At 73.4% G+C, this 21,459-nt stretch carries 13 protein-coding genes; 11 read left to right on the top strand and 2 right to left on the bottom strand.

Going from position 1 to position 21,459, the window contains the following annotated elements; genetic code table 11:
- The first annotated feature begins 168 nt into the window (after positions 1-168).
- From ABZ858_RS20195 to ABZ858_RS20225, 7 genes are all read left to right on the top strand, one after another.
- Positions 169-2,073, top strand: coding sequence for a hypothetical protein (locus ABZ858_RS20195; protein ID WP_361379983.1), 1,905 nt, complete (start codon positions 169-171; stop codon positions 2,071-2,073).
- A complete protein-coding gene (locus ABZ858_RS20200) occupies positions 2,066-3,808 on the top strand; it encodes a SagB family peptide dehydrogenase (RefSeq protein WP_361379986.1) in 1,743 nt (580 codons plus the stop codon). The genes ABZ858_RS20195 and ABZ858_RS20200 overlap by 8 nt, the downstream gene beginning before the upstream one ends.
- Positions 3,809-3,969: 161 nt before the next feature.
- The gene (locus tag ABZ858_RS20205) at positions 3,970-4,152 is read left to right on the top strand and encodes a hypothetical protein (protein ID WP_014677372.1); all 183 of its coding nucleotides are present in this window, start codon (positions 3,970-3,972) and stop codon (positions 4,150-4,152) included.
- A gap of 116 nt (positions 4,153-4,268) precedes the next feature.
- Positions 4,269-6,341, top strand: coding sequence for a TOMM precursor leader peptide-binding protein (locus ABZ858_RS20210; protein WP_361379990.1), 2,073 nt, complete (start codon positions 4,269-4,271; stop codon positions 6,339-6,341).
- Positions 6,342-6,353: 12 nt separating this feature from the next.
- Positions 6,354-8,981: a lantibiotic dehydratase gene (locus ABZ858_RS20215; protein ID WP_361379993.1), complete on the top strand. Its 2,628-nt coding sequence runs from the start codon at positions 6,354-6,356 to the stop codon at positions 8,979-8,981.
- Positions 8,953-9,978: a lantibiotic dehydratase C-terminal domain-containing protein gene (locus ABZ858_RS20220; RefSeq protein ID WP_361379996.1), complete on the top strand. Its 1,026-nt coding sequence runs from the start codon at positions 8,953-8,955 to the stop codon at positions 9,976-9,978. The genes ABZ858_RS20215 and ABZ858_RS20220 overlap by 29 nt, the downstream gene beginning before the upstream one ends.
- Positions 9,975-11,150, top strand: a complete 1,176-nt coding sequence (locus tag ABZ858_RS20225) for a thiopeptide maturation pyridine synthase (protein WP_361379999.1) — start codon at positions 9,975-9,977, stop codon at positions 11,148-11,150. The genes ABZ858_RS20220 and ABZ858_RS20225 overlap by 4 nt, the downstream gene beginning before the upstream one ends.
- A 61-nt stretch (positions 11,151-11,211) precedes the next feature.
- Here the strand turns inward: ABZ858_RS20225 and ABZ858_RS20230 are convergent, their stop codons facing one another.
- Positions 11,212-14,307 carry an AAA family ATPase gene (locus tag ABZ858_RS20230; RefSeq protein ID WP_361380003.1) on the bottom strand — a complete coding sequence of 1,032 codons (3,096 nt, stop codon included), beginning with the start codon at positions 14,305-14,307 and terminating at the stop codon, positions 11,212-11,214.
- 266 nt (positions 14,308-14,573) lie between these two features.
- On the opposite strand from ABZ858_RS20230, the gene ABZ858_RS20235 reads away from it, so the two are divergent.
- The 3 genes from ABZ858_RS20235 (at position 14,574) to ABZ858_RS20245 (ending at position 17,288) form a co-directional block, all read left to right on the top strand.
- On the top strand, positions 14,574-15,350 hold the full coding sequence (locus ABZ858_RS20235; RefSeq protein WP_361380006.1) for a Tat pathway signal sequence domain protein: 777 nt from the start codon (positions 14,574-14,576) through the stop codon (positions 15,348-15,350).
- Positions 15,351-15,454: 104 nt separating this feature from the next.
- Complete coding sequence (locus ABZ858_RS20240; protein ID WP_361380229.1) at positions 15,455-16,723, top strand: copper amine oxidase; 1,269 nt, start codon at positions 15,455-15,457, stop codon at positions 16,721-16,723.
- Positions 16,724-16,901: 178 nt separating this feature from the next.
- Positions 16,902-17,288, top strand: coding sequence for a VOC family protein (locus tag ABZ858_RS20245; RefSeq protein WP_361380009.1), 387 nt, complete (start codon positions 16,902-16,904; stop codon positions 17,286-17,288).
- Between the two features lie 112 nt (positions 17,289-17,400).
- Here the strand turns inward: ABZ858_RS20245 and ABZ858_RS20250 are convergent, their stop codons facing one another.
- Positions 17,401-18,201, bottom strand: a complete 801-nt coding sequence (locus tag ABZ858_RS20250; RefSeq protein WP_361380012.1) for a hypothetical protein — start codon at positions 18,199-18,201, stop codon at positions 17,401-17,403.
- Between the two features lie 432 nt (positions 18,202-18,633).
- On the opposite strand from ABZ858_RS20250, the gene ABZ858_RS20255 reads away from it, so the two are divergent.
- On the top strand, positions 18,634-21,453 hold the full coding sequence (locus tag ABZ858_RS20255; RefSeq protein ID WP_361380015.1) for a lectin: 2,820 nt from the start codon (positions 18,634-18,636) through the stop codon (positions 21,451-21,453).
- Positions 21,454-21,459: the final 6 nt, after the last annotated feature.

A 21,459-nucleotide genomic window follows, 5' to 3' on the forward strand; every position in this document is an offset into this window, starting at 1 on the left:
TGTCCCGTACGGGAGTTGCCCGGACCCGTGCCGCACGGCGCCCGGGTGGCGGTGGGGTACGGGCGGCGCCATCGGTGCTGAACCTGTGGCAGGTTCTTCGGTGGTCCCGTCAGGACTGGCGGGGCCATGGCCGTGACAATCGCCAGACCACCGACCCGGAGGCTGGCGATGCGTCCCAAACTCAAGTCCGACGTGCTGTACGTGCCGACCGACGACGGAGTGCATGTGTTCGGGGCGGGGGCCGATGTCGCCCTGCGCGGCCGGGCCGCCGCCCGATGGCTCGACCGGCTCGCCCCGCACCTCGACGGCCGGACCGAGCTGGCGGAGCTGGTGCGGGGCCTGGCGGAGGACAAGCGGCGGGCCGTGGACGCCCTGGTACGGCGGCTGCACGCGGCCGGATCCGTCCTCGACGCCGCCGAGGACCTTCCGCACGGGCTGACCGAGCGGGAACTGGAGACCTACGCGGCCGAGATCGCGTTCGTCGAGTATTACCTCGACTCCGCCCCGAGGCGGTTCGAGACGTACCGGGACAGCAGCGTCGTCGTGATGGGTGCGGGCCCGGTGTTCGTCTCGCTGGTCTGCTCGGCGCTGCACTCCGGGGTGCGGCGGCTGCGGGCGGTGCGGACGGCCGAGGCGGCGACGGACTCGGGGCGGCTCGCGGAGCTGGCCGCCGAGGCACTGCGCCGTGACCCCGAGCAGGAGGTGGAGCACGCCGCGTGGTCCGACGCGGAGGAGGCGGCGGCAGCCCGCGCCGATGTGGTGCTGCACGTGGTGTCCGCCGGGGACGCGGTGGACCGCGCGGTGCGCCTTGACCGGCTCTGCCGGGACTCCGGCGCCCTCCTGGTGCAGGGCCTGGTCCTCGACGACGTCGCCTGGCTGGGTCCGTGCGGGCCCGGCTGGGCTTCGGCCTGGGCCCGGCTGGGGGCGGCGGGACCGTACCGGGACGGCCGCTTCCTGGGCGGTCCGGCCGCCGCCGTCGTCGCCGGGCATCTCGGGCTCGCCGCCTTCAAGGCCCGCACCGGGATCAGCGGCTCCCACGAGACGGAGCTGACCCGTGTCGACCTGGAGACGCTGCGCACTTCGACCCACGCCTTCCTGCCGCATCCGCAGGCGCGGACCGCCGTGCGTCCGGAGCGGGAGGCGGAGTTCGCCGGCCGGGTCCGCGCGCTCCAGGCGGCCGGGCCGGTCGGCGCGGAGGAGTTCTCCGCGCGTGCGGCGCGCTGCTTCGATCCCTGTCTCGGTGTACTGCGCGGCCTGGACGAGGGCGAATTCACGCAGGTGCCGCTGAACGTCACCGAGGCGGTCCGGCCCACGGACGACGGCGGCCCGCGCGTGTTCGGCGCCGGGACGAGCTTCGCCGAGGCCCGCCGCGCGGCCGCCCTGCGCGGCCTCGCGGCGTACGCGGCGTGGTGCACGGACCCCCGCCGCGTCGACGCGGACGCCACCGTGTGGGGCTGGGACGTGATGGACCGGTGTGCGCGGCGGGTGCCCGCTGCCGTGGCGTCGGGGCTCGGGCCCGGGGTGGCGGCGCGGCTCGGCTGGGACGACGCGGTGGCCGACGGGGTGGCCCAGCAGTGTGTCCGGCTGGCCGTGGCGGACGTGGTCGGCGGGCGGGCCAGGCCGGTGGCCCTGGACCTCGCCCGGGCCACGCTCGACACCCGGGCCGAGTCCCTGCTCGGGCTGCTGCGCGCGGCCGGTGGCACGGTCCGGGTGGCCGACGCGGGGGCCGCGCTCGGTGTGCCGGTGCTGGTCTGGTGGCAGGAAGGCCGTGCGGTGGCGGCGACCTGCGGTCCGCAGGCGGTGGCGGACGGGCTGGAGCAGGTGCTGCTGGACCGGCAGTCCGTGTTCACGGGCGAGCCGGCGTACGCGCCGCCGACCGTGCCGGGGGTGGGAGCACCGCCCGGGGAGGGTTCGGCGGCCGGTGCTCGGTGGCCGTCGGCGCCCGGGCCGGAGCGCATGGTGGAGTGTCTGCGTGCTCGCGGGCTGCGCCCGGTGGCCGTCCCGCTGGACCACGACCCCGCCGTGCACGAGGTGCTGCCGTCCCTGCTCCGCGTCGTGGTCCTCGATGACTAGCGCGGCGGACATCGGCACCAGCACCAGCACCAGCACCGGGGCGGCGGACGGCACGACCGGTGCCGCCCCCGAGTCCGACTCCGTCGGGCTCCGCTTCTGGCACCGCACCTTCGAGGGGGTACGGGAACTCTTCGCGGAGGGCCACGGCGAGGAGGGCGGGGCGGACGATCCGCTGCCGGCCAAGACGTACCGCGGGCTGCCCCGGCACCCGCTGAGCGCGCCGGGCCGTGCGGTGGGCGACGCGCGGTGGTCCTTCGCCGCCTTCCGCCGGGCACACCCCGGCGGTGCCCCGGATCCGGACCGGCTCGACGAGCCCGCCGTCTCGGCGCTGCTGCACTGCGCCTACGGGATGGGCCGCATGGAGGTGGGGCCGCACGCCGTCTGGCCCTATCACCGGCTGGTGGCCTCCGCCCGGTGCTTCTATCCGGTGGAGCTGTACCTGTGGACGGCGGACCGCGCCGGTGACCTGCCCGCCGGCTGCCACCACTACGACCCCGCGCACCACGCCCTGACCCGGCTCCGGGCGGGGGCCGTACCGGACGTGCTGCTCGACGCCGTCGGAGCGGAGCGCGCCGCCGCCGCGTCCGGGGCGGACGGGGGCCCCGCCGCCCTGCTGGTGGCGGCGGTCTGCTTCCGCAAGGCGGCCTTCCGCTACCGCGACTACGCCTACCGCCTGTGCGCCCAGGAGGCCGGTCTGACGGTCGGCAACGTCCTGCTGGCCGCGGGTGCGCTGGGTCTGCGTGCCCGGGTGCACCACCGGTTCGACGACCGGATCGTCAACCGGGCCCTGGGCCTGGACGGGACCGAGGAGACCGCGGTCGCCGTACTCGACCTCCGCACCGGCCCGCTGCCCGCGCTCGTCCCCGCCCCGGCGCGCCCTTCTCCTCCCCCGCCACCGCCCAGTACCGCCCACGTGACCCCTGCGGCCGACACGCTGCCCGTCATCCGGCCGGCGCAGGTGCGGACCAACACGGTGGATCGCGCCGCCTGGTCGGGCCTGCTGGAGGTCGACCGCGCCGCCCGGCGGACCTGGGCGGCCGGACGCCCCGTGGTGGACCCACAGGCCTTCCACCTTCCGGCCGATGCGCGGGAAGACGGGCCGGTACTGTCCCTGGCGGTGCCCGAACCGGTCCCGGGAGGCGTCGAGTTGGCCGCCGCCCTGCGGGCCCGTGACTCCGGTGGCCGGATGTTCCTGCCGGGCGGCGAGCCGCTGCCCGTCCACCAACTCGCCGCCATCCTCCGGCACGCCCTGGAGCCCGTACCTTCCGACCACACCGTTCGGGACTGCCGCCCGCTCGTCGACTGTCATGTCCTCGCACTCGGCATCGACGGCCTCGATACCGGAATGTACCGGCTGGACCCCTCCCCCGCGCTGGTACGCCTGCCCGGGCGCGACTGGCGCGCGGTCCCCGCGATGCTCTGCGACCGGACTCCCGCGGTGAACTCCGCGAAGGCCGACGCGCTCGTGTTCCTGACCGTGAACCGGATAGCGGGCGAGCGGGCGTTCGGGGCCCGTGGCTACCGGGTCCTGCACCAGGAGAGCGGGATCGTGGCCCAGCGCGTCAGCGTGCTGGCCGCCGCGGCCGGGCGCTCCGTACGGATCACCAACGGGTACCACGAGGGCGTCGTCCGCGAGTCGCTGGGTGTCACCGACCCGGCGTACGTACCCGTGTTCTGCATGGCCGTCGGCCGCCGCCGGCCCACCGCGCAGTACGAGATGCCGCTGACCTGGTGAAACGCGGCTCCCCGGGTCCGGACCCGGGGCCAGGGTCGCGCGATCCTACGGGCGGGACTGCGGTCGCACCGTGAAGACCCCGGGGCCCCTCCCGGCCGAACATCGAACCCGGCCAGATCCCTGGTCGCCTGCACAACCGACAACCTGGAAAGGGGAATCCGATGGAGAAGGAACTCGTCCTCGACCTCGCCGACCTCAGCGTCGACGAACTGGACGTTCTGCCGACCTCCCCGGGCGCCGGCCTGGAGTCGATCAACGTGGGTCACGCGATGGTCGAGATCGGCGCGTCCAACTGCACCTCGACCGGCACCCCGGCGAGCTGCTGCTCGTGCTGCTGCTGCTGACGCGGCGCTGAGCGGCGCGCGCCGCTCGGCTGGAGCGTCACACATCGCACCGTCGTGTCCGGCGGGCTCCTCGCCCGCCGGACACGGCACCGCTCCCACCGACGAGGGAAGTGACCGTGACCGACACCGCCACAGCCCGCCCCGCCCCGGTGGCGGTCCTCGGCAAGGGCCTGCTCGCCACCGCCATCCGGGCGGCGCTCTCCCACAGGCGCGGTACACCGCCCGGCGGCGACGACGCCACAGCCACAGCCACAGCCACAGCCACAGCCACAGCCATGAACAGCGGGGCCGACGCCACCGACACCGGCTTCCCGGAGACCGATGGCGCCCCCGCCGTGACCGTCGTCGCCGACGACGGCTGGGCCGCGGACTGCGCCGCCGTCCCCGCGCACACGCGCCGGCTGCCGGTCCGGGTGGAACTGGGCAAGGTGGTCATCGGGCCCATGGTCGTCCCCGGACGCACGGGCTGCGCCCGGTGCGCCCGCACCCGGCGGGAGCGTGCCCTGGGACCGGACAGCCCCCGGGCCGAGCTGGTACGGCGCTTCGGTGAGCGGCTCGCCGACCGCCCCACGCCGGTCCTCACCGCCTGGGCGTGCGACGCGGTCGCGGAGCTGGTGGCGGACGAACTCGACCACCCGGAAGGGCGGTTGACCCGGCACGGCCTGGTGATGCTGTCGCTGACGACCATGGCGGCCGACGCCCGCCCCTTCCTGCCCGACCCCCGCTGCACCGAGTGCGGCGGACTCCCGGACGACCGGCCGCCGGTGCTCCTGGACACCGCCCGGCCCAAACTCGGCCGGGACACCTACCGGGTCCGCGATCTGCGGGACGGCTGGGAGTCGTTGGTACGGACGTACGTCGACGGGTACACCGGTGTGGTCCGGCAGCTCGACGTGCGCACCGACTACCGCTATCCGATGGTGTCCGCCCCGCTGTACCTGCCGGACGGGCAGCAGGAGGCGGGCTTCGGCCGCGATCTCGCCTACGCGTCCTGTGAACGCACCGCGCTGGCGGAGGCGTTGGAACGGCTCGGCGGTGCCCGCCCCGGCGGCCGGCGCACGACCGTACGGGCCTCCTACCGGGAGGTCGCCGACCAGGCCCTGTGCCCGGTCGAGCTGGGGCTGTATCCGCCCGAACGGTACGCCGAACCGGGCTTCCCCTACCCGCCGTTCGACCCGAGGACGGCACTCGACTGGGTGTGGGGGTACTCGTTCGCCCGCGACGCGCCGATCCTCGTACCCGAGGACTACGCGTACTACCGCACCCGGCACGGCGATCCGGACGCCCTGCCGCTGGCGTACGAGGTGTCCAACGGGTGTGCCCTGGGCGGCTGCCTGGAGGAGGCGGCACTGCACGGGGTGGTGGAGCTGGCGGAGCGGGACGCGTTCCTGCTCACCTGGTACGCGCGGCTGCCGGTGCCCCGGGTGGACCTGGCGACGGTGTCGGACCCGCGGATCGCGGTGCTGGCCGAGCGTATCCGGCAGGACAGCGGACACCGGGTCCTGGCCTTCGCCACCACGCCCGAGCACGGCATCCCCACCGCGTGGGTCATGGCCGTGCATCCCACGGCGGCCCTCTCCCCCGCTTCCGGGCAGTCGGCGGTGGAGCCCGCCGCCGTCTGTGCCGCCGGCGCGCACTTCGATCCCGAACAGGCCGTGCTCAACGGCCTGTTGGAGCTGTCGGCCAATCTGGGCTGGAACCGGGACGCCTACCGGGAGGAGCGGGAGCGGATCGGGGCGTTGGTGAGCGACCCTGATCAGGTGCGGGAGATGCGGGACCACGCCCTGCTGTACTGCCATCCCGGCGCGTTCGAACGATTCGGTTTCCTCCTCGGTGACGGGTCCTCCGGCGACGACGTACCGGGACTCCCGGTGGCGGAGGCGTTCGCGCGCGCGGACTGCCGGCCGCGCGGCACGGATCTGCGGGAGGACCTCACCGAGGTGGCGACCCGCTTCACCCGCCGCGGCCAGGACGTGATCGTGGTGGACCAGACCACGGACGAGCACCGGGCCGGTGGGCTGGCCTGCGCGAAGGTGATCGCTCCCGGCCTGCTGCCGATGACGTTCGGCCACGGCATGCGCCGCACCCACGGACTACCGCGGCTGCTGCGGCTGCCCGCGCTGCTGGGCTACCGGGCCGGCCCGCTGACCCCGTCGGAGATCAATCCGCACCCGCACCCGTTCCCGTGACTGGAGTCGGCCATGACCGCGAACCACACCACCCCGGACGTCTTCGGCGTGCGCGTCGGCGGCCTGCCGGTGCCGATGCTGGACGACATGGGCTCACCGGAGCTGTGGCACCGGGTCGAGTCGGTCCTGGACGGCGAGCGGGCGCTCAGCGCCGCGGAGGGCGGCCTGTCCGACGCGCTGTACGGGCTGATCGGGCAGGCGACGACGGGCAAGTCCTCGCTGGTGGCGCTGCGCCGGGCCGTCCACAACCGGCGCGCCCTGACCGGCCGCTACTGGAACGACGAGGTGCGGGCGTCGCTGCCGCCCGCGGTGACCGCCGCGGTGCGGTCCTGGACGGAGCTGCTCGCCGCGCACGAGCGGGCCACCGTACGGCTGGACGAGCTGGTGGCGCACCGGACGGCCGAGCAGCACCTGCTGTTGCGCAAGGCGGTCGCCGATCCCGGCTTCCAGCACGGTCTGGTGCTGAGCAGTCCGGTGCTCTACCGGCAGGTCCGCAAGTGGCTGGCGCGTCCGGACGAGGCGGTGCCGGACCGCTCCCTGGCCCTGCGCCTGACGAAGTACCTGGCCCGGGTCACCATGAAGACCAGCCCCTTCAGCACCTTCACGGTCAGCGGTCTCGGCGTCTGGCGGGAGCCGGGCGCGCAGCCGGCCCGTCCGCCGGCCTCGGGGCCCGCCGTGGTGACGGTCGCCGAGATCAACGTGTGGGTGGTGCAGCAACTGGTACGGCAGCTGAGCCTGCGCCCCGGCCTGGCCGCCCGGCTGCGGCTGCGTCTCAACCCCAGCGCCCAGCCGGCGGACGGGCGCTGGGAGTTCCTCGGGCCGGGGCCGGAGGAGCCGTTGCGCGGGCTGCCGGCGGGCGCCGCGCTCGCGGCCTGCGTGGCGGCGGTCGGCGCGGCCGGGCGGGTCCGCGCGGACGCCGCGCGCGAGGTCGCGGCGCGCACCGGGAACGACGTGGCCGCAGCCGACGCGTATCTGGGCCGGCTGGTGGAACTGGGACTCCTTGAGGCCGAGCGGCCCTTCGCCGACCAGGCGCTGGACCCGCTCGCCGCCCTGCGGGACTGGCTGGCCGGCACCGGCCCGGAGACCGCGGAGCTGGTCGGTGAACTCGACGTGCTGGCGGCTCGGGTGGCGGAGTACCCGACGCTGCCGGACGCGGCGGACCGGCTGCGGTGCGGCACGGCGATCGAGGACGCGCTGCGCCGCGTACGGGACCTGGCCGGGCCCGAGCGGATCCAGCTGCCCGCCAAGAACAGCGTGATCGAGAACGCGCTGCTGGCGGAGCCGCTGGCCGGTCCGGCGCGCCAGGACTGGGAGCCGGTCCTGCGGGACCTCGACACCGTCCGCCGCGTCTACGCCGTACTGGACCCGGCGCTGCCCGGCCGGGTGGCCCTCGCCGACACCTTCGCCGACCGTGTGGGCGTCGGTGCCACCGTGCCGTTCCTGGCCTTCCACCGGGCGGTGCAGGAGTGGCTGCGCGAGGACCCGGAGCTGCCGGGCCTGCTGTCCATCGCCACCCACGGCTACGCCTCCCTGCTGGAGCACCGCTCACCCCGTATCCGTGAACTCGCCGCCGTCCGGGCCGAGGTGTGCGCGCTCGCCGCGCCGGAGCACGCCGGCGCGGACGGCGTGGTGCGGCTGGACCCTGCGCGCCTTGCGGAGCTGGTCGACGGCCGGCCGCGGTGGATGCGGGCCCCGGACTCCGTGGCGTTCTACGGGCAGCCCCTCACCGGGCCGGAGCCAGGATTCGTGGTCAACGCGGTCAACTCCGGGCACGGCCGGGGGCGGGACCGGATCAGCCGGCTGCTGACGCAGGCGGGCATCGAGGCCCGGGCGGACACGGCCGAGCCGGACGACGGTGTGACCGTCGCGGACACCTGTCGGCACTTCGGCAGCAACGTGGGGCTGCGCCGGTCCGCCGTGGCCGACGAGATCGACTACCCGGGAGGGCACAGCGAGCGGGCGGCCGGGCACCGCATCGCGCTGTCGGATCTGCTGGTGCGCCACGATCCCGCGCGGGGCCTGCTCGTCCTGTGGTCGCGCGGCCGCGACAGCGAGGTGCGTCCGGTGCATCCCAACCTCATCGCCGAGCTGTGGCTGCCGCCCGCGATCCGGCTGCTGCTCCAGGCGTTCGGGGCGACGTCGAACCTGCTCATCCCGGGCCGCCGGATGTTCGGGGACCCGTCCCTGGCCGAGGTGGGCGGCCTGCTGGCCGAACCCCGGGTGATGGTCGGCCAGACCACGGTCAGCCGCCGCCAGTGGGTGTTCCCGGCGTCCGCCGTACCGGTCCGCGAGAAGGGCGCGAGCGACCGGGCGCACCTGCTGCGACTGGCCGGCTGGCTGCGCGAGCACGGCATCCCGCGCCGCTGCTTCGTGCGCGCCCTGGACCCGGCCTCCGTGGTCGGCGGCAGCGTGTGGCGGATCAAGTCGCGCAAGCCGCTCTACGTCGACTTCGCGAACCTGCTGCTGGCCGGCGTGTTCGAACGGGCGGTGACCGGTGACGGGCAGGTGCTGTTCCTCCAGGAGGCGCTGCCCGACCCGGACGACATGCCCGGCTACGGGGACAGCGGTCCCCGGGTGACCGAGTTTCTGATCGAGATCAACGGAGGACAGGATGCCGGAGAACGACAGCGGCCCGCTTGACCCCGAGACCGCCCGGGGCGCGGACTGGGTGTGCGCGCACATCTTCTACGACACCGACCAGGATCTGCTGCTCACCGACTGCGTGCGGCCCCTGGTCGCGGAGCTGACCGCTGAGGGGCAGGTGCAGCGGTACTTCTTCCTGCGGTACTGGGAGGGCGGCCCCCATGTGCGGCTGCGGCTGCTGCCCGCGCGGACGGCGGACCGCGCGGCGATCGAACGGCGCGCCGGGGAGCACATCCGGGAGTTCCTGGCCCGCGCACCGGCCGCGGACGTGGTGGACCGCTCCCGCTTCACCCAGGTCGCCGCCGGACTGGCCGGCCTGGAGGGCCGCAGCGGGCACGACGACCTGGTGCGCCCCAACAACTGCGTCGAGTTCCTGCCGTACGAGCGCGAGTACGACGACTACGGCCGGGGTGCGGCGATCGCCGCCGTGGAACAGCACTTCTTCGAGTCGAGCCGGCTCGCGCTGTCCGTGGTCGCGGCGGGCGCGACGGTGGAGCAGCGCGCGCTGCTCGCCTTCGACCTCGTCGTGGGTGTGTTCGCGCTGTGCGACGAGGTCCGCGACCAGTGGGCGCGGCACGGCGGGCCCCCGCTGCCCTTCGGCAGCGGCCCCGAGGCCGACGACGTGGCGCCGCGCTACCTGGCGCAGCGCGACAGGCTCCGTGCGCGGGCCCGCCTCACCTGGCTGACGGCGCAGGAACCGGAGGCGGGCCGGCAGGACCAGCGGACCTACTGGCTGGCTTCGGTACGGCGGCTGCGTGAGCGGTTGCACGCCTTGGAGGAGACGGGCGCGTTCACCTCCGCGTGGGCGGCCTCGCCGCTCGCGGAACCCCTCGGGCTGACCGACACCCGGCATCCGGGCACGAGCCTGGTGCTGCTGCGCTGCGCCCATCTGGTCAGCAACCGGCTGGGCCTGACCCTGTGGCAGGAGAACCAGCTGCGGTTCCTGGTGGGCCGGGTGCTCGCGGAGCTGCCCGAGGCGCTGGCCGCCTCGTGACCGGGACGGCCGCGCACTGGTACAGCCTCCATGTCCACCATCACGACGAGGAGGCCGAGCCGGACCTCGTCCTGGACGCCGTCCGGCCCGCTTTCGAGGCGGTGGCGCCGTGGGTGGAGGGGGCCTGGTTCGGCCGGCACTGGCTGCGCGGCCCGCATCTGCGGCTGAACTTCCGCTGTGGTCCGGTGGATTGGGAGGAGCGCGTCCGGCCGACGGTGACCGGGATCGTGACGGACCATCTGCGTGCCCGTCCCTCCCAGGTGCGGCTGGACGAGGAGGCGCTCGCCCCGGTGCACGCCCGGCTGGCGGAGCTGGAGATGGAGACCGGCCCGAGGCACCCGTGGGTGCCCGACAACACGGTGCTGGAACAGCCCTACGACCACCGGCTGCCCGTACTGGAGTCGCTGCGGGCGAGCGAGCTGCTGGCCGGTTTCCTCAGCGACACCGACGGCCAGGCGTTCGGCGCGTACGAGCGGGTGCGGGCGGGCGGTGCGCTGCCGCTGCTCGCCCTGGACCTGATGTGGACGACGGCGTCCGTCGCGGCCGTCCCCTTCACCGCGGGCGGTGAGCCGATCGAACGGGGCTTCCTGTCCTTGCGGTCGCACGCCGACGCGTTCCTCTCCCGCACCCGGGACCCGGTGGCCGTGCGGGCCGATTTCGACGACCGGTTCCGGCGGCAGGAGAGCGTGCTGTGCGAGCGGCTGCGCTCGGTGGAGGCGACGCTCGCGGGCGGCGGCGACGCGGTTCCCTTCGTCACGGAGTGGGCGGCGGCGGTGCGGCACCACCAGCGGATCGCGCAGCCGCTGCTGGCCTCCGGCGAGGTGTCGATGGGCGGGGCCGCCCGGGCGCCCCGGATGCCGACGCGCCGGACCAGCGAGTTCCACGCGGTGCTGCGGTCGGACCACGGGCATGAGGACTTCGTCCGGACGGACGACTGGTTCTCCTCGTTCCGGCTGATGATGAACTACCTCTACCTGCACCTCAACCGGCTCGGACTCAAGCCCGTCGACCGGGCGCTGCTGTGCCATCTGGCGGCGCACACCGTCGAGGCGGTGCACGGCGTCGACGCGGTCGGCAGCTTCCAGCGGTACGTCGCCTCCGCCGATCCGGCCTCGGGGCGGCCCGAGTGGCGCCGGACCGGCGAGGCGTGGGCCGCCGGCGGAACCGGCTGAACCGGACCGCGGCGACCGGGACACGCGCCGGACCGGACCGGCGCGTGTCCCGCCCCCGCTGCTACACCCGGCCGCCGCCGCTGCCCAGCGGTGCGGGGATGACGTCGGCCAGCTGGTCGCGTCCGGAGATGCCGAGCTTGCGGTAGGCGCCGGAGAGATGGAACTCGACGGTCCGCACGGTGACGAACAGCTGGCCCGCGATGGCCCGGTTGGTGTGCCCGGCCCGCGCCAGGCCCAGGATCCGCTGTTCCTGCGGAGTGAGGCCGCTCAGGGCGGGCGGGACCCGGTCGTCGTCCACCGCCGGGCACAGGCGTTCGCGGTCCGTGAGGATACGGCGCACCAGCGGCTGGGCGCCGCAGGACTCGGCCAGGGAGAGCGCGGCGCGGAACTCGGTGCGCGCGGTGTCGGCGCGTCCCGCCTCGCTCAGCGCGGCGCCCAGGTCACGGCGGGCGCAGGCGAGTTCCAGCCGGGCGGGCGAGTGCGCCAGGGTCTCCACGGCCGAGGCGAGCCGGCGCACCCGGCGCTCGCCCGTCTCGGTGAGGGCGAGCGCGTGCAGGGCCGTGCCGATCGCGCGCGGGGTCGCCCAGCGGCGGGCGTCCTCCCACTCGGCGGCGGCCGGCGCGGACGCCTCGGTCAGGTCGCCGCGGGAGGCGAGCAGCCGGGCGGCGCGGGACCGCCATGGCAGCACCGCGGGGTTGCGCACCCGTGAGTCGGCCAGCAGCCGTCCGGCGGCGTAGAGGTCCTCCAGGGCGCGCGCGGTGTCCCCGGCCTGTTCCCGTACGCGGGCGCGGGCGGCCAGGACCGCCACGGTGTCCTGGCGCGGCGGCAGTTCGCCGTCCAGTGCGCAGTCGGCGAGGAGGGCGAGGGCGGCGTCCGTGTCACCGGTCTGCGCCCGCACCTCGGCCAGGGCCGCCACGGTGAGGGTGGCCGGCAGCCGGCCGGCCCGGGCGGCCGGGCGCAGCAGGTCCGCCAGCGGGGTCAGGACGGTGTCGGCGGCGGTGAGATCGCCGCGGGCGCGCAGGACGAGGGCCCGCAGCAGATCGACGCCGACGTCCGCCCACGTGCCCGGCCGGGGCTGGTCCGGCAGGCGGGCCCGGCTGCAGTACGTCCACGCGTCGGCGAGTTCGTCGGCACGGATCAGGACCTGGCAGCCGTGCCACAGCAGGCGGCTCGGGACCTCGCTTCCGGTCAACGCCCCGCGGGCGTGCCCCACGGCGGCGTCCCGGTCGGTGCCCTCGCGCAGGGCGTGGACGGCTCGCAGCACGGACAGTTCCCGCTGGGCCTCGTCGTCGGGCGGGGCCTGTGCGGCCAGGCCGTCGGGGAGGTCGACGGACAGGGCGGGCGTCGGTGCGTCCAGGCAGGTGAGCGCCTTGTACAGGCGCAGCCGCCAGCGCTGGTCCGCCGCTGCCGGGGCCAGCCGCTCGGCGGTGTCGTCGAGGACGGCCACCGCGTCCTCGGGCTGTCCGCACTCGGCCAGCAGGGTGCCGAGGGCCACGGCGTAGTCGGTGGCGCAGCGCGGGTCGTCGGCCTCGCGCCGGGCGGCGTCCAGCCGCCGTACGGCGCTGTCGGGGGCGACGAACCCGTCCAGCGCGGCGAGCTGGCGCTGCACGGACGAGCGGTCCCGCGGTCGCAGGCGTTCCCGGAGCATTCCGCGCAGATGCCGGGCGGCCTCCTCGTGCCGGCCCTCGCGTTCCAGCTGGTTCGCCGCGAGCCGTATCGGCCGGACGGTCCAGGCGAGGCCGAGGGGTCCGGCGGCGACCAGTTGCCGGGCCACGCGGGTGGCCCCGAAGTGCCCGTCGCGCAGGATCCCGGCGGCGGTGAGGTGCAGGGCGGCCCGGGTGCCGGCCGGGACGCGGTTGATGACCATCCCGGCGAGCAGGGGGTGGCGGAAGGACAGCGGGGTGCGGTTGGCGAAGAGGGAGCGGGCGACGAGTTCGTCGACCAGGGGCAGCGCTTCCCGGACGGAGAGGCCCGCCAGTTCGGCGCACTGGGTGATCTCCGCGTGGGGGCCGAGGACGGCGACGGCCCGTGCCAGCGCGAGGGCGGGTCCGCCCAGTCCGGCCAGCCAGCGCTCGGCGCCGGGCAGCACCGCCGACGCGGCGGTCTCGCGCAGGTCGTCGGCGGTGGGTGCGGTGCCGGTGTGCCCGGTGAGCAGGGCCAGCAGCAGGGCGGGGTTGCCACCGGTCAGCTCGTGGCACAGCGTGGCGGTCGGCGCGTCCAGCGCGACGTCGCGGTACGCCGCCGCGAACGCGCCCACCTCGTCCGGTTCCAGCCCGGTGAGTTCGAGGTGCTCGGTGTCGGCGGCGAGCGCGGCGGCCGCCGGGTCCTGGTCCGCCTCGGCGGTGTTCCCGCCGGTCAGGGCGATGACCAGGGGCAGGTCGGAGGCCGCCGCGTGCAGGCTCGCGAGCCAGTGCAGCGACCACGGGTCGAGATGTCCGATGTCGTCCAGGCAGATCGCGACGGGAGTCCGTGCGGCCTGTCGGCACACCGACTCCACGAGTTCGCACAGCAGTTGCCCGCTCGGGGCGGAGCGGGGGCGCACGGGTTCGTCACCCGGCTCCGGACGATGTGCGGTGGGTTCGTCGGTCGGCTCCGAGCGGTGTGCGGTGAGGTCGTCGCCCGGCTCCGAGCGATATGCGGTGGGTTCGTCGGCCGACGCCCGGCGGTGTGGTGCAGCGTCGGCCGACCCGGGACAAGGGGGTGGCGTCTCGTCGTCCGGCTCGGGACGGTGCGCGGCGCGGTGCGCTGCACGGTGGTTGGCGTGTGTGGCGCCTCCGGCGGGTTCGGCCATCGTCGCCTCCAGCCGGCTGACGACGCGTAGGGCGGCGCCGAGCGGGTCCCCGGGCTGATTCCGCCCCGCTACGGCGGCCACCCGGAACCCGGCATCGGCTGCGAGCGACGCGAACTCGCCCAGCAGTACCGACTTGCCGATCCCCCGCTCCCCCCTGACGACGACGCTCGCCGGTCCCCGTCCGCCGTGTGCTCTGTCGATGACTGCCCGAAGCCGTGCCCGCTCGCGTGCGCGCCCGATTCGATCCATTGAGGTCAACTGCTCGCCTCCTTGCACGACGTACCGTGCATCCGCGGTCAACCGGATGTACGAGCACCTCAATCTAATAGGCGTTGACCTGGGAAGATGCGACGATCGACGCAACATGACCTGAAAGCGAGCATTCCGGCGCACAGCGCTCGCCCGACGCCGGGCCCGTCATACCTCAACTGCGGCCTGCTCCCCGCCGCCGCGTGCCCGCCGGTGACCGGGGACGAGCGGCCGGGGGGATTAGGCGCGAACCGAGCGATTCCCCATCGGATGAGGTGTGTCCGAAACATAGGCAACTTCCACGCGCTTGTGTCCGTCTATCCGCCTGAACTCACAGTCGGCACACCACGAAACGGGTCCGTGGAGTGGGGTAGGAGGAGGATGTGCGGCACCTGATCGAACGACATCTCGGCAAGGTCGTAGCGGGTGGATCGCTCGCTGTGGCCGCGACCGCCGCGCTGATAGCGGTCGTGCTCCCGCATCAGGCGGAGGACGGGGGGCGGAGTGTGTCGGCGGGCACCGCCCGCCAGGACGCTGTGGCACCCGACGGCAAGGTCGAGGCTGTACCCGCGGAGCAGGACCAAGGGGTGGGGAGCGACCCGCTCACCGATGCGGAGACCGCGCGAGCCGAGCGGATCGCGCTGCAGAACGGCGGGATGAATGCCGCCGCCCGGGACGTGGAGGGGGGCAGCGGCCCGCAGCGCATCGCCACCAATCTCGCCGAGGACGGGACGGGCCAGGGCGCTCGCCGCGCCGAGGTCATGTTCTACGACTACAAGAAGAACGTCACCATCACCAAGACGGTCGACCTCGCGACCGGCACCGTGACGTCCACGAACACCGCCCAGCACGTACAACCGCCGCCCAGTCACGAAGAACTGACCGAGGCCGCACGGGTGTTGATCACCGACGCACAGGGCGCGGGGCTCAAGCAGGACTACAAGAAGGCCACCGGCAAGGTCCTCACCGGGCCCGCGGAACTCGACCTCAGCGGATTCGTCTTCCGCAAGGAGACCGTCAAGCGGCTGCCGGCCGGTCTGGAGCCGTGCGGCGAACACCGCTGTCTCCAGGTCGTGGCCAAGGTCAAGAACGGCCCCTGGATCGACACTCGGGCGTTCGTCGTCGACCTCAGCGCCCGCTCCGTCGGCCGGCTCGGCTGATCTCCCCGTTCCTCTTCCGGTGAAGGAGCCGACCGCTCATGCATGCCCCGCACCACACCATGATTCCGCGCACCCGCACACGCACCCGCACACGAGCCGCGGCGATGTTCGCGACCGCCACCCTGCTCGGCTCACCGTTCGCCTTCACGAGTCCCGCGGCCGCCGCACCGCGTGCCGCCCCGAACGCGTCCGCCGCCCCGGCCGACTGCAGCGCCGCGTACAAGATCGAACAGACGCTGGACGGCGGCACCACCTGGCGCATGTGCTGGCACTACAACACGCTCTCCGGCCTGGTTCTGGACAAGGTCAGCTACCAGCCCAAGAGTGAGGCCAAGCCCATACCCGTACTCGCCAGCGCACGGCTCGCCCAGGTCCACGTGCCCTACGACGACGGCCAGGCCGAGTACGACGACATCACCGGCACCGACTTCGGGCAGCAGCTCCAGAAACTCAAGCCCAGCGAGTGCCCCGGGGGCACCATCAAGTCCGTCAAGGTCCCTGACCGGGGGACGGTCCAGGGCCTGTGCGTCACCACCCGCGCCCGCGGGCACGCCTACCGCCTCAACAACGACGCCAGCACCAACGGCAACGGCAACGTCTACACGGCCCAGGGCAAGGACCTGCTCGTCTACACCGTCAACAAGGCGTCGTGGTACGAGTACATCACCGAGTGGCGCTTCGCCTCCGACGGCACCATCAGCTCCAATGTCGGCGCCACCGGCAGTCTCTCCCCGTACGACTTCGACGGCGGCGACACCCGCGGCTGGCCCATCGGCAAGGGCAACCAGGCCAAGGCCGAGAGCCACGCCCACAATGTCTTCTGGCGGATGGACTTCGGCCTGGACGGCTCGCCCAAGGCCAAGGTCGAACAGTACGACTCCAAGGTCACCCCTCCCAGCGGCCGCGGCAGCCCGACCACCAGCACCAGCCGTACACCGATCACCAAGGAATTCATCGGTGACCGCACCGACATGCGGTGGTGGCGCGTGGTGAGCACCGCGGGCAAGAACAAGGACGGCCACCCCCGCTCCTACGAGATCGTGCCCGGCCCCAGCCAGAAGCACCCCGGGCGCCCGTACACCAAGCACGACGTGTACTTCACCGAGTACAAGGCGTGCGAGCAGTACGCGAGCAACAACCCGGGGTGTCCGAACGGCAGCCCCACCAGCGTGGACAAGTTCGTGAACGGACAGCCGCTGACCCACCCGATCACCTGGGTGAACATCGGTTTCCACCACATCGCCCGGGACGAGGACCAGCAGCCGATGCCGGTGCACTGGCAGGGATTCTCGCTGGCCCCGCGTGACGTGACCGCCATGAACCCGCTCACCCCGCAGGACCTGGCAGGCATGAACGGACGCCCCGCCAACTGAGGAAGGAAAGTCCCGCTCGGGCGGCAGTGGCACGGCCCGGGCCGGAGGTCACCCGGTCTCCCCGGTCCGCCTCCGTCGCAGGTCGGAGGCGGACCGGGACCAGAGACGGATGACGCCGGCCCGGGCGGTCGCTAGCGTGGAAGGCGGCTCTGGCGCCCAGGGGCAGGAGGCCCGACCGATGGCAGTCGAACTCAACCACACGATCGTCGCCGCGCACGACAAGGCGGCGTCCGCCCGGTTCCTCGCGGATCTGCTGGGTCTGGAGGTGTCCCCGCAGTACGGCCCGTTCGTTCCCGTGCGGATACCCAACGGCGTGACGCTGGACTACATGGCGACCACCGACCCGATCACCCCGCAGCACTACGCCTTCCTCGTCTCCGAGGACGACTTCGACTCGATCTTCACCCGGGTCCGCGAGGCGGGCCTGACCTACTGGGCGGACCCGCACCGCGACCGCCCCGACGAGATCAACCACAGGGACGGCGGCCGCGGGGTGTACTTCGACGACCCGGACGGACACCGTCTGGAGATTTTGACCAGGCCCTACGGCAGCGGCGACCGCTGAGCCGGCGCAGGCCGCTTTCCGGGGTGAGGCGCCCGGCGCCCCGCTGTTTCACGCTCGCGCGATGCGACAGCGGGGCGCCGGGAAGGGGCGGGGAAGATCGGGAACTGTCGGCTCAGCGCAGTGCGCCGCGGTCGTCGACGCGTCGGCCTATGAGATCCAGCAGCACGCTCCGGTACGGGGTCGTGGCGCCGTCGATCGCGAGGGGCTTCCAGCGGTCGGTGCCGGTGCGGGCCTCCAGCGGGCGGGGACGGGCGCGGAAGGGGGAGGGCGAGCGCCGCAGATGTGACCAGGGGTGAAGCGTGCCGTCGACGGTCAGCCCCGCCGTGGAGAGGGTGTGATCGCCGAAGGTGACCGAACCGGTGCGTTCCCACTGCTCCCGGGCGCGGGAGGCTTCCGCCGTGTCGGCCAGCCGGGAAATGACGTCCGCCTGGCGCGAGTTGGTCAGATGGCGTATCTCCCGCCCCTCGCGGGTGGTCAGCTTCAAGTGACGCGTGTCGAACCGGTTGTTGCCTTGTCCGACAGGCCGGGAGGTGGTCGTCCAGTCGTAGACGAGCACCTCGTGCCAGGCGAACGCCTCGACTCCGTCCTCGGTCTCCTGAATCAGCCCCTCCTGGCAGCAGTGCAGTACGCGCGCCGTCGGGCGCCGCGTCCGGCGGTGGCGCAGCCACGCGCCCAGCACGACCAGCGGAACGGCGGCGAGCAGCCCGTAACCCACCGTGTGCGCGGTCGCGGGCCAGGGAAACGGCAGGCTCAGCACCAGGCCGGGAACGGTCAGCAGGACGCAGAGGCACCCAGCGGCGAGGTCAGGGCCTTCGAGGGGGCGGACGGCCACGGTGGTGACGGGTGGCCCGAATCCGCGCTCGGCGGCGAGCTGCCGAACCCGTAGCGTCGGCACCGCGTCGGAGCTGCCCATGACGCCCCCCTTCTCGGCGGACCACCCGAAGTGCTCCCCGGCATGGCAAGTGTGCGCGGTGCGCCGCCCGTACGCGAGGCCCGCGGGAGAAGTGGTTCCAGGTTGTGCGCGAACCATTGACGCGCCGTCCGGCCCCTGGCTAGCTTCTTCCCCCTGAGAGCGCACTTCCCCAGCCGTGGGCACCTCATGTGTCGCATCGCCTTCCAGGAGTCCTCCATGCGTTCCTGCCCTGTTCACGCGCACGCACACGGAACCGCTCTGACAACGATGTCAATCCCTCGAAGGCGTGAACTCGGCGGTATATGACGGCTCGGGACACCGACACCGGACCCGGTGTCACCCTCCCCCCAGCAGACGGCAGATGGCGATCCTCCATCACCGCCTCCCCCATCCCACCCCCTCGGGAGGAAGAAAGCCATGCACAGGGTTGTCATGTCCACACGTGATCGACATCTCCGCAGCCGACGACGCCCCGCGGGCCGCCGGGGCCGCACCCTGACCGCCACTCTCGGCATCGGCACCGCGCTGGTCTGCGTCGCCGCGCTTCCCGCCCAGGCGGCACCCCAGGACGCCGCGAGTGCGAGCACGGCGCGGGTCGCCCCGGTCTCCGACCCCGCCTCGCTGGTCAACCCGTTCATCGGCACCTCGAACGCCGCCGACGACTTCCCCGGCGCCGACACGCCGTTCGGCATGGTCCAGTGGAGCCCGGACACCCCTTCGCGCCCATCCGGCGGCGGCTACGAGTACAACGACTCCTCGATCACCGGGTTCAGCCTGACCCACATCGCGGGGCCAGGCTGCGGCGCGGCCGGGGACATCCCCGTGCTGCCCACGGTCGGAGCGGTCGACACGGGCGCCACCGACGCCTTCTCGCACAGCAACGAGTCCGCCACGGCCGGCTCGTACAAGGTCGGCCTCGGCAACGGGGTGACCACCGAACTGACCGCCACGCCCCGCAGCGGCATGGCGCGCTTCACCTTCCCGGCGAGCAAACAGGCCAATCTGGTCCTCAAGCTCGCCGGCAGCCAGAGCACCGCGTCCAACACCCAGTTCACGAAGGTCTCCGCCACCGAGGTCAGCGGGCAGGTGACCAGCGGCCACTTCTGCGGTGCCGGCAACACCTACACCGTCTACTTCGACATGACCTTCAACCGGCCCTTCACCACCCAGGGCACCTCGGCCGCGCCCGCCGCCAAAACCCCCTCCGCCACCCCGCACCTGTCCAAGAACGCGCCGGAGACGCCCAACAAGCCACGACTGCACGGTGCTACGCCCACATCCCCGGCGACCGGGAAGGCCGTCGCACCAAGGGCGGCGGCCTCCAACGGGTACGTCACCTTCGACACCACGTCCGACCACGTCGTGCAGGCCAAGGTCGGCATCTCGTACGTGTCGGCGGCCGGTGCCGTCGCCAACCGCACCGCCGAGAACCCCGGCTGGAACTTCGACGCCACCCGTGATGCCGCCAAGAGCGCCTGGACCACGCTGCTGGGCAGGGCACGCATCTCGGGCGGCACCACTGACCAGCAGACACAGTTCTACACCGCGCTCTACCACTCCCTGCTGCACCCGAACGTGATCAGCGACACCGACGGCCGCTACCCCGGCTTCGACGGCACCACGCACACCGTCGACTCCGGCCACGCGGCGGCCTACGCCAACTACTCCGGCTGGGACATCTACCGCACCCAGGCCCAGCTCGAAGCCCTGATCGCACCGCAGGTCGCGTCCGACACGGCGCAGTCGATGGTCGACGACTACGCGCAGACCGGCCGCTTCCCCAAGTGGTCCGAGAACAACGGCGAGTCGTACGTGATGGTCGGTGACCCCGGCGCCGCGATCATCGCCGACTACTACGCCTTCGGAGCGCGGAACTTCGACACCGCCGCCGCCCTGAAGGACATGATCGCCGAGGCGAGCAAGCCCAACAACAACCGCCCCGGACTGAACTACCTGTCGAAGCCCGGCTATATGCCGCACGACGGAAGCTACGGCTGCTGCAACTTCTACGGCCCGGTGGCCACCACCCTGGAGTACGACACCGCCGACTTCGCCCTCTCCGCGTTCGCCGGGGCGCTGGGTGACAAGACCACGCAGCAGACGTACGCCGATCGCGCGCAGGACTGGCGCAACGTGCTGAACCCGGCATCCGGGTTCGTCCAGCCGCGCAACGCCGACGGCACCTGGACCGGTGGCTTCGACCCCACCAGCGGTACCGACATGGTGGAGGCGGACTCCTGGATCTACACCGGCATGGTGCCGTTCAACGTGGCCGGACTGTCCCAGGCCAAGGGCGGCAACGCCGCCATGAACGACTACCTGGACACCGTGCTGCGCAGCTACACCGGTGCCAACGGCTACGCCTGGGTCGGCAATGAGCCCAGCATCGAGCTGCCGTGGGAGTACGACTACACCGGGCAGCCGTACAAGACGCAGGCCACCGTCCGCCGTGTCCAGGACCAGATCTGGTCGAACACCCCCGGCGGGCTGGCCGACGGCAACGACGACCTCGGCGCGATGAGCGCCTGGTACGTGTGGTCCGCGCTGGGCATGTACCCGATGACGCCGGGCACCTCCGACCTCGCCCTCGGCTCCCCGCTGTTCCCGCGGGCCGACATCACCCTGCCGTCCGGCAAGACCCTCACCGTGACCGGTGCGGGCGCCGCCGACAACGCCCCCTACGTGCAGTCGGCGACGTTCGGCGGCTCGGCCTGGAACAACGCCTACGCTCCCGGTTCCGCCCTCACCGCGGGCGGCACCCTCGCGTACACGCTGGGCACCACGGCCAACACCTCCTGGGCGTCCGCCCCCAGCCAGGCGCCTCCCTCCTACGGCGGCTCCCTCGCCCCTCCGTCCCGCCCGCGCATCGGAGCGGTCACCTCGGGGGTGTCCTCGTCCCTGTGCCTGGACGCCGCCAACTCCGGTACGGCCGACGGCACACACGTCCAGATCTGGGGATGTGACGGCACCTACGCCCAGGACTGGACGATCGCCGGCGACGGCACGATCCGTACCCTCGGCAAGTGCCTGGACGCGTCCAACAGCGGGACCAGCAACGGCACCCCGGTCCAACTGTGGACATGCAACGGCACCGGCGCCCAGCAGTGGAAGGCCGGTACCGGCGGCTCCCTGGTCAACACGCACTCCGGTCTCTGCCTGGACGACCCCGACTCCTCCACCACCGAGGGCACACAACTACAGCTGTACACCTGCAACGCCACCGGCGCCCAGAAGTGGGGACTGCCCACCTGACGGCCC

Source organism: Streptomyces sp. NPDC047017 (assembly GCF_040644175.1).
Classification (GTDB): Bacteria; Actinomycetota; Actinomycetes; order Streptomycetales; family Streptomycetaceae; genus Streptomyces.

Excerpts from the sequence above, each read along its gene's own strand:
- ABZ858_RS20220 (WP_361379996.1), top strand. The coding sequence starts at position 8,953 with ATGCCGGAGAACGACAGCGGCCCGCTTGACCCCGAGACCGCCCGGGGC.
- ABZ858_RS20215 (WP_361379993.1), top strand. The coding sequence starts at position 6,354 with ATGACCGCGAACCACACCACCCCGGACGTCTTCGGCGTGCGCGTCGGC.
- ABZ858_RS20250 (WP_361380012.1), bottom strand. The coding sequence starts at position 18,201 with ATGGGCAGCTCCGACGCGGTGCCGACGCTACGGGTTCGGCAGCTCGCC.
- ABZ858_RS20205 (WP_014677372.1), top strand. The coding sequence starts at position 3,970 with ATGGAGAAGGAACTCGTCCTCGACCTCGCCGACCTCAGCGTCGACGAA.
- ABZ858_RS20195 (WP_361379983.1), top strand. The coding sequence starts at position 169 with ATGCGTCCCAAACTCAAGTCCGACGTGCTGTACGTGCCGACCGACGAC.
- ABZ858_RS20255 (WP_361380015.1), top strand. The coding sequence starts at position 18,634 with ATGTCCACACGTGATCGACATCTCCGCAGCCGACGACGCCCCGCGGGC.
- ABZ858_RS20245 (WP_361380009.1), top strand. The coding sequence starts at position 16,902 with ATGGCAGTCGAACTCAACCACACGATCGTCGCCGCGCACGACAAGGCG.
- ABZ858_RS20230 (WP_361380003.1), bottom strand. The coding sequence starts at position 14,307 with ATGTTGCGTCGATCGTCGCATCTTCCCAGGTCAACGCCTATTAGATTG.
- ABZ858_RS20240 (WP_361380229.1), top strand. The coding sequence starts at position 15,455 with ATGTTCGCGACCGCCACCCTGCTCGGCTCACCGTTCGCCTTCACGAGT.
- ABZ858_RS20200 (WP_361379986.1), top strand. The coding sequence starts at position 2,066 with ATGACTAGCGCGGCGGACATCGGCACCAGCACCAGCACCAGCACCGGG.